This window comes from Gramella sp. MAR_2010_147 (assembly GCF_900105135.1).
In the GTDB taxonomy this organism is placed as follows: Bacteria; Bacteroidota; Bacteroidia; order Flavobacteriales; family Flavobacteriaceae; genus Christiangramia.
The window spans coordinates 1809638-1821476 of record NZ_LT629741.1 but is presented as its reverse complement, the minus strand read 5'-3'; the positions used below and the strand labels follow the sequence as shown (position 1 = coordinate 1821476).

At 37.0% G+C, this 11839-nt stretch carries 9 protein-coding genes and 1 tRNA gene; 8 read left to right on the top strand and 2 right to left on the bottom strand.

The window, feature by feature from the left end; translation table 11 throughout:
* Window positions 1–70: 70 nt before the first annotated feature.
* Complete coding sequence (locus tag BLT95_RS08205) at window positions 71–367, top strand: thioredoxin family protein (protein WP_089665618.1); 297 nt, start codon at window positions 71–73, stop codon at window positions 365–367.
* On the opposite strand, the gene BLT95_RS08200 is transcribed toward BLT95_RS08205, so the two are convergent.
* The gene (locus BLT95_RS08200; RefSeq protein WP_089665617.1) at window positions 351–1028 is read right to left on the bottom strand and encodes a polysaccharide deacetylase family protein; all 678 of its coding nucleotides are present in this window, start codon (window positions 1026–1028) and stop codon (window positions 351–353) included. The two genes, BLT95_RS08205 and BLT95_RS08200, sit on opposite strands and share 17 nt — an antisense overlap.
* Window positions 1029–1326: 298 nt before the next feature.
* A complete protein-coding gene (locus tag BLT95_RS08195) occupies window positions 1327–4635 on the bottom strand; it encodes a DUF2723 domain-containing protein (RefSeq protein WP_089665616.1) in 3309 nt (1102 codons plus the stop codon).
* Window positions 4636–4836: 201 nt separating this feature from the next.
* Here BLT95_RS08195 and BLT95_RS08190 point away from each other — a divergent pair.
* The 7 genes from BLT95_RS08190 (at window position 4837) to BLT95_RS08160 (ending at window position 11804) form a co-directional block, all read left to right on the top strand.
* Window positions 4837–4909, top strand: a tRNA-Gln gene (locus BLT95_RS08190).
* 367 nt (window positions 4910–5276) lie between these two features.
* Window positions 5277–5753 carry a UpxY family transcription antiterminator gene (locus tag BLT95_RS08185; RefSeq protein WP_089665615.1) on the top strand — a complete coding sequence of 159 codons (477 nt, stop codon included), beginning with the start codon at window positions 5277–5279 and terminating at the stop codon, window positions 5751–5753.
* Window positions 5754–5855: 102 nt separating this feature from the next.
* Complete coding sequence (locus BLT95_RS08180) at window positions 5856–6869, top strand: NAD-dependent epimerase/dehydratase family protein (RefSeq protein WP_089665614.1); 1014 nt, start codon at window positions 5856–5858, stop codon at window positions 6867–6869.
* A 27-nt stretch (window positions 6870–6896) separates the two neighbouring features.
* A complete protein-coding gene (gene rfbA / locus BLT95_RS08175; RefSeq protein ID WP_089665613.1) occupies window positions 6897–7775 on the top strand; it encodes a glucose-1-phosphate thymidylyltransferase RfbA in 879 nt (292 codons plus the stop codon).
* Window positions 7776–7778: 3 nt separating this feature from the next.
* On the top strand, window positions 7779–8780 hold the full coding sequence (gene rfbB / locus BLT95_RS08170) for a dTDP-glucose 4,6-dehydratase (RefSeq protein ID WP_089665612.1): 1002 nt from the start codon (window positions 7779–7781) through the stop codon (window positions 8778–8780).
* A gap of 289 nt (window positions 8781–9069) precedes the next feature.
* Window positions 9070–11421 carry a PAS domain S-box protein gene (locus BLT95_RS08165; RefSeq protein WP_089665611.1) on the top strand — a complete coding sequence of 784 codons (2352 nt, stop codon included), beginning with the start codon at window positions 9070–9072 and terminating at the stop codon, window positions 11419–11421.
* The gene (locus tag BLT95_RS08160) at window positions 11418–11804 is read left to right on the top strand and encodes a response regulator (protein WP_089665610.1); all 387 of its coding nucleotides are present in this window, start codon (window positions 11418–11420) and stop codon (window positions 11802–11804) included. Before BLT95_RS08165 ends, BLT95_RS08160 begins: the two co-directional genes overlap by 4 nt.
* Window positions 11805–11839 lie beyond the last annotated feature (35 nt).

Here is an 11839-nt window from a genome sequence, read left to right as displayed (position 1 = left end):
AGAATTTCCTATATTTGATTATAGCTGGCATACCTGGTAATTACCAAGCGCTAAAATTAAATCCTGAATTATGTCAAAATTTGGTGAGTTAGTAGATTTAGATATTCCTGTTCTTTTAGATTTCTACACAGAGTGGAATGATGCCTCTGTTGCAATGCATCCAGTGTTAAGGGATGTCGCTGCGGCGTTAGGAGATAAGGCAAAAGTGATAAAGATCGATGTAGATAAGAACTCCCAGTTAGCTGAAGCACTTCGCGTAAAAGGGCTTCCCACCTTAATGATCTATAAATCTGGTGAGATGAAATGGAGACACAGCGGGGAACAGGATGCCAATACCTTAATAGGCTTGCTTAAAGAACATCTTTAAGACTTCTGAATTCCAGACCTTTTTCTTTATAATATTCGAGTATTTCTGGAAGAATGATCTTTAAATTTTTTGATGCTTTTATACTATCATGAAGTACTACGGTGCTTCCGGCAGAGGCATTCTCAATGATATTTTTAAAACATTTTTCTGCGGAAAATTGATTATTATAATCTCCACTAATTACGTCCCACATTACAATCTTATAACCTGCTTTTTTAAGTGTCCTGGCCTGTGAATTTTTAATTCTTCCAAAGGGGGGGCGAAATAGTTTATAGGTTGGAGCTCTTAGTTCGGGGTTTGTAGTTCTTTTGACCTCCAGCTCTATATTCATAGATATCTCAGCCTTCCAGGTGTTTTCGAAATATTCTGATTTTGAGAATTTCCATCCATTCAAATGGTTGAAAGTATGATTAGCGGGTTGATGTCCTTCTTCCTGGATTCTCTTGAAGATATCAAGGTGTTTTTTCACATTTTCGCCAATACAAAAAAAAGTGGCTTTGGCATCATATTCTGCAAGCACGTCCAGTACCCATGGAGTGACTTCGGGAACCGGCCCGTCATCAAAAGTGAGGTAAATGGCATTAGGGTTTTCGATCTTTGTAATCCTTTCCGGATACAGCAGTCTTAAAAGCGCAGGATATTTCGGAAGGAATAGTTTCATAGCTTATTTTCTATTATAGAAAGAGACCCTGAATCAAGTTCAGGGTGACGATCTCGAATTCCTATGTTATCGTCATGCTGAACTTTTTTCAGTATTTATACTAATCGTATCCAGATGCTGAAGATATTGTGCAGAAAGAATTATAGATTTTAAATGTCATTCAGACTTCGCCCTTCGACAGGCTCAGGTTGTTCAGTCTGGCACTTTCGAAATTTTAAAAATCCATCGATTCAGCCTCTAAACTTTATCTCGCTTTGTTTGTTACTTATGTCTAAGATCTCACATCTAAAAACGACCATTACTCCTCCACTGTATCCAGAGAAGTGGAATCAATCATGCTTTCTACCGGAACAGCACCGTCAAGCCCTTTCAGGATTTCTTCCTGCGGTGACTTTACATCCGCATCTATCTCTTCATCTTCTCTGTAAAAGTGCCTGAATAGTCTTAAGTAATTATTAAATTCTTCAGCTTTTTTTCTTGCTGTTTCCCTGTCCTCATAAACCATCATCATATCTACAAGTCCGCGGTAACGCTCCATATCTGTAATGATCTCATCAGCATATCTGTATTGGCGTTCTACTTCCCAATTGCTGTAGAAATTTAAATTCTCCTGATATTTCTTCGCGACTTTCTCCCAAATCTCTCGAGCTTTTTCAGGTTTATTTACTTCATAATACCCGGTAATGAAAGGTTCCAGTAGCGTGTAATATTCATAGTATTCCACAGGCATTTGTTTCATTCCAAGATCCAGGATCTCTTCTGCATGAATGGTATCCCCTTCATTTAAAAGGTTTTCGGTTAACCTGGCCAGATTACTTCTGTAGGTTATAGAGTTTTTGCGTGTTTCAGGATCGTGATAGATGTCATCTGATCCCATATTACCCCAGTCCCAGTTCTTAACGATATTGTACATTTTATTGGTGTTCACCCTTCCCATATCAAATGGGTTTCTGGGATTTAGAGGGGTGCGAATAGGAACCAGCTTATAGGTGACTCCTTCTAACTGAAGATAATCTTTCATCCATAAGTAATCTTCATCGCCAAAACTACCACCGGTAAAATAAATAGGTCTTTCCCAGTTGTTATTTGCCAGAATATCCAGCATTAGAAGGCGGTTCTTATAAAGGATCTGGTCACCAATAGCAATATCTATATGGTCTACAATTTCATCAGCTTCAGAACTATCTACGATATTATTTTGAAGAACGGTTTGCTTGTTTACCGGAATCCGGACATATCTAGAAGGGAAGGTATTGATGAAAGTTCCACTCTGAAGTTCTGCCTGGGTACGCGGATCTTCATTTTCGATATAATTCATCCAGGTTTTAATAGGAATGGTGTCCTGAGTGACTTCTCTCAAGAAAATAGCGTCATTTTTGCCGTTATAGAAATCATTTTCAAGCTGAGATGGAATGGCATCACTTTCAAAAGCTTTACGCTTCATCTGGTCTATATACCAGTCTGTAGCCAGAAGGCTGGTGTTGATAATCCGGACATCTGTACGGTATTTTTCCACTTGCTGTACATACCACAGGGCAAAAGTATCATTATCACCAATGGTGAATAAAATTCCATTTTCATCTACCGAATCCAGATACATGCGAGCCATAGTTAGTGCGGTATCTCTGCCAGATCTATCATGATCGTCCCAGTTCTCTGAAGCTAATAATGTAGGTACACATAGTAAGCTTACCGCGACCACTACGGGAGCAAGAATTTTTGGACTGATAGAATTTCGAAGTTTATCAAAGATCGCGTAGACCCCAAAGCCTATCCAGATGGCAAAGACATAAAATGACCCAACCAGGGCATAATCTCTTTCACGCGGTTCAAAAGGACGTTCGTTCAAATAAATTTTTAAGGCAATTCCGGTAAACAGGAAGAATACCATGAGGACCCAGAAATTCTTTTTATCCTTTTTCAGATGAAAAACTAGGCCTATTAATCCTAGTAATAGTGGTAGGAAAAAATAGGTGTTGCGTGCCTTATTGTTTTTTACGTCTGAAGGCAGTTCATCCTGGGAACCAATATGCATTTCGTCTATGAAATCGATACCACTAAGCCAATTACCATGGAGGTCATTGTATTTTCCCTGAATATCATCCTGTCGTCCCGTGAAATTCCACATGAAATAACGCCAGTACATATAGCCCACCTGATATTCCAGTAAATAGGCAATATTTTCGGCAAAGGTTGGTTTCTGGATATCCAGGTACTCACTCATTTGCCTTAGGAAACTGTGGTAGTCTTCCATATCGCGTTCTCCTCGCGAAAATTGGTTTTTAAATTCATTTACTGCCTGAAGCAGTCTTTCTTCGCCCTGGTATTCAGATTTTATTTTGAAATCCAGCGGCCCGGTAAATTCCATATAATTCACCGCATGTTCGGTACTCCACATTCTTGGCAATATCGCCTTGTGGTCGTCATCAAGGTTCTGTTTGGCATTTTTGTAATCATTTACAATAATGTACTTGCCAAGTTTTTCATCCTTTTCATATTTGGGTTTCGCATCATCATATGGGTTGTCACTATCTAAGCCTGAATACATTTCAGACCACTGTGGGCCATAGAAAAGATGTGTTTCACCATATTGTTCGCGGTTGTAATACGCCAGTAGCTCGCGGGCGTTATCAGGACTATTTTCATTGATCACCGTTGGCGCGTTACTTCTTATAGGAAGCATCACCCAGCTGGAAAATCCTACAAGCACAAACAGGATGCATAATAGCAAAGTGTTGTATTTGTAAAGGTTCTTTTTTCTAGTATAATTTATTCCGAAGTAGAATACAGCGATAATTACGAGTAAAGCCACCACAGTTCCTGTGTTGAAAGGCATACCCAGACTGTTGGTGAAAAACAATTCTGAAGCAGAAAAGAACGTAAGTGTATAGGGCAGCAGGAGTTTAAAAATAAACATCAATACAGCAACTACCACCACATTGGCAATAATGAAGTTTTTAACGGTAACTTTTTTATAGTTCTTGAAGAAATAAAGAAATCCAATAGCCGGTAAGGTTAGAAGTCCCATAAAATGAACCCCGAAGGAAAGTCCTATCACTAATGAGATCAAAATGATCCAGCGATTCCCACGAGGAGTAAACATGTCCCTTTCCCATAAAAGCCCCAGATAGAACATGACAGACATAAAGCATGCGGCCATGGCATAAACTTCAGCCTCCACCGCATTAAACCAGAAACTATCGGTAAAAGTAAAAGCCAGAGATCCTACTAAGGCACTACCAAGAACAGCTATTTTTTTTGACGAGGTTAATTTTGCAACCGGTCCGGCAACTTTAAGTACCAGTAAACTTATAGACCAAAACATGAACATGATGGCAACGGCGCTGGCAAAACCAGACATAAAGTTCACCATTAAGGCAACTTTGGTATTATCTGGAGCAAAAGTAGAAAAGAAGGCACCCATCATTTGGTAAAAAGGCGCTCCCGGCGGGTGTCCTACCTCAAGATTAGCAGAAGTTGCAATGTATTCACCGGCATCCCAGAAACTTGCCGTTGGTTCTAAAGTAAGGGTGTAAGTGGTCAAAGCGATCAAAAATACCAGCCAGCCCAGTATTTTATTCCACTTACTAAAGTTAAAATCAGTCATAAATACTCGTGTGATTGTACTAAAGTGGCGAATTTAATAATAAAATGCTGAATGCTTTAAAAACGAAAGATAAAAGCATTTATTTTGGAAAATGCTGAGAATGAAGACAAAGACTGAGGAGTGATATTTTTTCAGTAAAATTTCAATAAAAAGTTTGTGTAAATTAAAGTTTGTCTTAAATTTGCATCCGCATTTAAGCATTGGCCTATGGTGTAACTGGCAACACGTCTGGTTTTGGTCCAGAAGAGTCTAGGTTCGAGCCCTAGTAGGCCAACAAAAAGCCCAAACTGAAAAGTTTGGGCTTTTTTAGTTATTAGTGGAGTCTTTAGTTTGTAGGTATAGATGGAACAAATATTCATAGTTGGTCATTTTTACAAACTAAAGAAACCTGTATAAAAACTGGAATCCTCTTATACCTCTTTTTGAGAAACCTGAACTGGCGGTATTTATCGCAAATCTTGTGAGGTGTTCTCATTTCAGTGAGCGATAAATAATTTTCAAATCTCCATGTAGCTTTGTTTCCTGTTTTTTCATCTTATCCAACTTCCAATGAAAAAAATGTACTTTTGTAGCCTCAATATTTCTCCATCAAAATAAATACCCTACTACGAGAAATTTTAAATTCTAAAAAAGATCGCGGTATGCCCTGGTATGTAGTAGTTCGAACAAAACCACAACATGAGATAAAGACGGCTCAATTTTTAGAGAAAGCTGGTATTGAAGTCTTCTGCCCGGTAATTACCGAAGTACGTCAATGGAGTGATCGCAAAAGAAAAGTTACAGTCCCGTTATTCAAGTCTTATATTTTTGTGAAAATTCAGGAGAAAGATAGAAATGCCATTTTTAATGCCCCTGGGGTTCTAGGTTTTTTGAAATGGTTACAGAAACCTGCGATTGCAAAAGATGATGAGATAGAAGCTATTAGATCCTGGTTAAATAATGACCGATTAGGTGATTTCCAGGTAAATCAATTAAAAGAAGGTGACGAGGTGGAGATTAAATCAGGGAAAATGACGAATAAAAAGGCCATCGTTAAAGAAGTAGGCAATAAAAAATTAAAGCTTATTCTCAATGAGCTTGGGTGGACACTTACCGCTAATATTCAGGATTTAGTATAATTCAATAAGAATATTTTTTTAATTCACATTCTTATTACTAATTGGAAAGAAATAAATCTGGTATTTTTGGCTGAATTTTAATATCAGGGCAGAATCATTTTTATGAAAATACTCGTTACAGGCGCAGCAGGATTTATAGGTTTTCATTTATGTGAAAAATTAATAAAGGAAGGTCATGAGGTTGTTGGTCTGGATAACGTAAATAATTATTACAGTCAGGAGTTAAAACTTGCAAGATTAGAAGAGCTTGGAGTAAAAAGTGATCATGATCTTAAATTTAATAGGGCGTATAAAAGTTCTTTGCATAAGAACTTTGCTTTTTTCAGAATGAAGCTGGAAGATCGGCAAGAGCTTCCGGAATTGTTTAAAACAGAAAATTTTGATATTGTGTGCAATCTTGCTGCACAGGCGGGCGTTCGCTACAGTTTGGAAAATCCGGAGGCTTATATAGACAGTAACCTGGTAGGATTTGCTAATGTGCTTGAATGCTGTCGCAACCATAATATTAAGCACTTGATCTACGCCAGTAGTTCCAGTGTATATGGGCAGAATAAAAAAATTCCATTTTCTACAGAAGACAGGGTCGATGAACCTATAAGCCTCTATGCAGCTACTAAAAGAAGTAATGAGATCATGGCTTATACCTATAGTCATTTGTATAATTTAGCGACTACAGGATTAAGATTTTTTACCGTTTATGGTCCCTGGGGCCGCCCGGATATGGCTATGTTCTTATTTACAGATGCTATCACAAAAGGAAAAACTTTAAAGGTTTTCAATGAAGGGAATTTAGAACGTGACTTTACTTTTGTAGACGATATCGTTAACGGTGTAATGGCTGTAATTAATCGAATTCCTTCTGAAAAAGACTTAAAATATAATCTTTATAATATTGGAAAAAGCAGGCCGGTAAACTTGATGAGTTTTATAGAGGAAATTGAAACCCAGTTAGGCTTGAACGCTAAAAAAGAATTAATGCCAATGCAGCCGGGAGATGTAGATAAAACCTGGGCCAATTCACAACCTTTAATGAAACATTTTGATTATAAGCCTACTGTTGAAATTAAAGAAGGAGTGGAAAAGTATCTTAAATGGTATAAAGCATATTATTCTTAAATTCGAATTTCAGATAATTATTATAAAATGAAAGGAATAATACTAGCCGGTGGTTCAGGTACCAGACTTTATCCTATTACCAGGGGAGTTTCTAAACAACTTCTGAATGTGTATGATAAGCCGATGATCTATTATCCTTTATCTGTTCTGATGCTCGCCGGTATAAAGGAAATTCTCATCATCACAACACCCGAAGATCTGGCTAATTTTGAAAAACTGCTCGGTGATGGCTCAGATTTAGGGATCAGCTTAAGTTATAAATCACAGCCCAGTCCTGATGGCCTTGCACAGGCTTTTCTTATAGGAAAAGAGTTTATAGGAAAGTCCGATGTTGCACTTATCTTAGGGGATAATATTTTTTACGGACAGGGTTTTACAGGACTTTTAAAGAATTCTGTGAACAATGTCGTAAATGATAAGAAAGCTACCGTATTTGGATATTATGTTAATGAACCTTCCAGGTATGGTGTGGCGGAGTTTGACAGTAAAGGAAACGTAATAAGTGTTGAAGAGAAACCTGAAATTCCAAAAAGTAATTTTGCGATAGCCGGATTGTATTTCTTTCCTAATTCGGTCGTGGAGATAGCTCATCGCGTGAAACCCAGTGAGAGAGGGGAATTGGAGATTACTTCCGTAATTCAAGCCTACTTAAAAGCTTCGAATTTGAAATTAGAGGTTATGGGAAGGGGTTATGCCTGGCTTGATACGGGTACTCACGAATCAATGCTGGAGGCATCCAACTTTATTCATACCATAGAGAAGAGGCAGGGATTAAAGGTTGCCTGTCTTGAAGAAATAGCCTTTGAAAGGGGGTATATCACCAGGGATCAGTTATTGAAATTAGCTGAACCGTTAAGCAAGAATACTTATGGAGAATATCTTTTAAAAAGAGCTAAAAATTTATAGAACATGAATATTCTTATAACCGGAGGTGCAGGCTTTATAGGCTCTAATTTTATTCCTTATTTTCTGGAATCAAATCCCGGGTATACCGTGATTAATTTGGATTTACTAACATACGCAGGCGACCTCAATAACCTGAAGGAGATTGAAAGGCATCCAAGATATAAATTCATTCAGGGAAATATTAATGACGAAAAACTTGTAAAAGGTCTTTTTTCAGAATTTAATATTAAAGGAGTTATAAATTTTGCGGCAGAATCTCATGTAGATAATTCTATAGAAGAGCCTGAAGTTTTTATAAAGACCAATATAAATGGCACATTTACTCTTTTAAGCAGCGCATATCGCCACTGGATGGCTGAACCTGGTGTTTATAAAGAAAATTATAAAGAATCGAGATTCCATCAAATTTCTACAGATGAGGTCTATGGTAGTTTAGGAGCGAAAGGTCTTTTTACAGAAGAAACACCTTATGCTCCAAATTCTCCTTATTCTGCCAGTAAAGCTTCTGGAGATATGCTCGTAAGAAGCTATCATCATACTTACGGAATGAATACGGTTATTTCAAACTGTTCTAATAATTATGGTCCTAAGCAAAATAATGAGAAGTTAATACCTACGGTAATTAGAAAAGCACTTGCCGGGGAATCTATACCTATTTATGGAGATGGCCAGAATATCAGGGATTGGTTATATGTGCGGGATCATTGTATCGCACTTAACGCCATATTTAGAAAAGGTAAAAGTGGCGAAATATATAATGTTGGAGGAAATAATGAGCTGGATAATCTTTCAGTCGCAAATAAAATATGTGGTATTCTGGACAAAAAGAAACCCCTGGAGCGTGGTAGTTACCGGGAGCTTATAAAATTTGTTAAAGACAGAGCGGGCCATGATCGTCGCTATGCGGTAGATTCCTCAAAAATTCAAAAAGAACTAGGCTGGAGTCCAAATGAAAATTTTGAATCTGGATTACATAGAACTATAGAATGGTATTTAAATCAGTAAAATTTTTACTCTAAATGGAGATTGTTAAATGTTCCTTTCGAAGTTGAGATGATGCTGGGTTTTGAACTAAACTCGGAAAGAGAACCTGTTTATGCCGCAGGTTTAAATCTTTCAAAACGCTTCTGAATTTTTAATAATTAGTTTAAGGAACCCGGGTCATTGCATCCGGGTTCTTTGGTTTTTAGGCCCGATAGTTTCTCTAAAAACTCTATTTAACAGGTAATTAATTATCTTTGGCTTCCGGAAATTTTCAACTTTTAAATGAAATTTCTTTTCCAATCTGAATTAAATGGCAAATAAAATTGGTAAGCCTAATAAATCTTTAGCTCTTAAAAAGCCCTTATTTATTGGCCTTTTTGCCTTTTTTCTACTTCTATTGGCAGTCTGCTTTATGCTTTGGCAACGCTATCAGATTTTGTTGGACGATCGGCAAACTGAAATGGCGGCTATTATCGATGTGGCTGAACAGAACATTGACCAGTCTTTAAAATATAGTTATTCGGCAGCACTTTCTTTGGCCCTTCAAATAGATGAAAACGGCAAAATTGAAAATTTTGATGAGGTGGCTCCTCAATTGGTAGATAATAATCCTAATATCGATGCTATAGAAATAGTGCCAAACGGAATTATCACCAGGGTATATCCTTACGAAGAAAATAAAGATGTCATTAATTATAATATTCTTAAAGATAGTACGCGTAATGGAGAAGCCTTTAAAGCAATAGAAAGAAAAAGCATGTTCTTTGCTGGACCTTTGGAATTAAGGCAGGGTGGATTGGCTATTATTGGCAGACTTCCGGTTTTTAAAAAAGGTGATTTTTGGGGTTTTGTGGCTGTTCTTATTCATTTTGATAACCTGATAGACCAATCAGGACTTCAGGATTTAGCCGGAGATAAATTTCGCTTTCAGTTCTCAAAAATAAATCCGGTATCAAAAAAGGAGGAGTTTTTCTTAAATGGAACTGAAATACAGGATAAGTCCTATTCAGAAAAACTGGTATTGCCAGATGGAGATTGGAAAATCTATATCATCCCGGTAGATCCTCATGAACCTTTTTATGCTATAATTCCTATCGCTATTATGATCCTGGTGATATCAGGCGCTATTTCGTGGATCATTTATAATGCTTTAAAGCAACCTGCTAAATTACAGAAATTGGTGAAGGAGCAGGCCGGAGAACTAGCCAAAAGTGAATTGCATTTCAGGACAATCTTCAACCAGGCAGCTATCGGGATGGTACGTGTTAATTCAAATTCTGGAATGATCCTGGAAGCAAATAAGCGGTTTCAAAATTTGCTTGGATATTCAGAAGAGGAACTAAAATTAAAAGATTATAAGATTATTTCCCATCCAGACGATCTGTCTGAAAATGCAGATTTGATGGCTAAATTAAGTCGGAATGAAATTCGTGAATACAGTCTGGAGAAACGCTTGCAAACAAAAGATGGCAGTCGTATTTGGGTGCGAATAAACGTATCGCCATTATGGGAAGCAGGAGAAGAAGTCACTTCACACATAGCACTGGTAGAAGATATCTCGGCTAGGGTGAAAGTAAAACAAGAGCTGGAAGAGAATGAAAATCGCTTTAGATCTCTTGTTGAGAACTCCAATGAAATTATACTTATTGTTGATGATCTAAATAAGGTGAAATATTATTCTCCATCGCTTGCCAAGATCACCAAGTATGAACAAATTGATTTCTCTATTAATGGGGTTCTGTATTATGTTCATGAAGAAGATCATGATCTTTTAAGAATGAAAATTGAAAAAGCTTATCAAAAACCGGGTATTCCTATTGTTGATATTATTTTACGTGTAAAAGATGCTGAAAATAACTGGTTCTGGGTAAATGCGACACTAACCAATATGCTGGCTTCAGAAGGTGTAAACGGATTTGTGGTGAATTTGAGAGATATCACAGGCAAGAAAGAGGCTGAAATGAACCTGGTAAAATCTTATGAACTGGTTATGGAGCAGAACAAAAGATTGTTGAACTTCGCCTATATTGTCTCTCATAATTTAAGATCGCATTCCAGTAATATGTCATCAATACTGGAGTTATATGATATTGAAGAATCTCAGGGCGAAAAGGATTCTTATATAGATCTACTGCGAAAGGTATCAACTAATCTGGATCAATCCCTGCACGATCTTAATGAAGTGGTCTCTATAAATACCAATTTGGATATTAAGGCCGAGTCAATTAGTGTTTCTAAGTTTATAGAGCAGGCTTTGGACGTGTTGAGTATACAGATTAAGTCAAAAAATGCCAGAATTACAAATGAGGTGCCTGCAGATATGCAAATATCTTTTAATTCGGCCTATATGGAGAGTGTACTTCTCAACTTTCTAACAAATGCTCTGCGTTACTGTCATCCTGAAAGGACTCCCGTTATTTCATTACTGGGATATAAAGAAGATAGTGGCTGGGTTCTGGAAGTAAAAGATAATGGAATAGGGATAGATCTAGATAAATATGGAGATAAGGTTTTTGGTCTTTATAAAACATTTTCCGATCGAAAAGATGCCAGAGGAGTGGGGCTGTTTATTACGAAAAATCAGATAAATGCAATGGGAGGAATGGTGAAGGTAGAAAGTGAACCTGGAGTGGGTACAACTTTTAAAGTTACTTTTAAATGAAAAAGACTATTTGTGTAATAGATGATGATGAGATCTACCAAAGAATTATTAAAAAGATAATTTCCAGAGCTGAGGTTTTTACTGATGCACTTTTTTTTAAATCTGCAAAAGTAGCTCTTGATGAATTTCTTAAAAAGGATACACCGTTGCCATCAGTTATTTTATTAGATATTAATATGCCTGTTATGGATGGATGGCAATTTTTGAAAACCTTAGAAAATTTTACTCCCACATTATACGAGGAATCTAAAATTTTTATCGTCACTTCCTCTATAGCTTATTCTGATAAGGAAAAAATGAAGGACTTTCCCGAAGTTTCTGGATTTTTATCGAAACCTTTAAGAACAGAAAAATTAAGGGAAATAGGATTGTCTATGAACTAAAAAAGCTTGGTGTAGGGACCAAAGCTTATATCTAT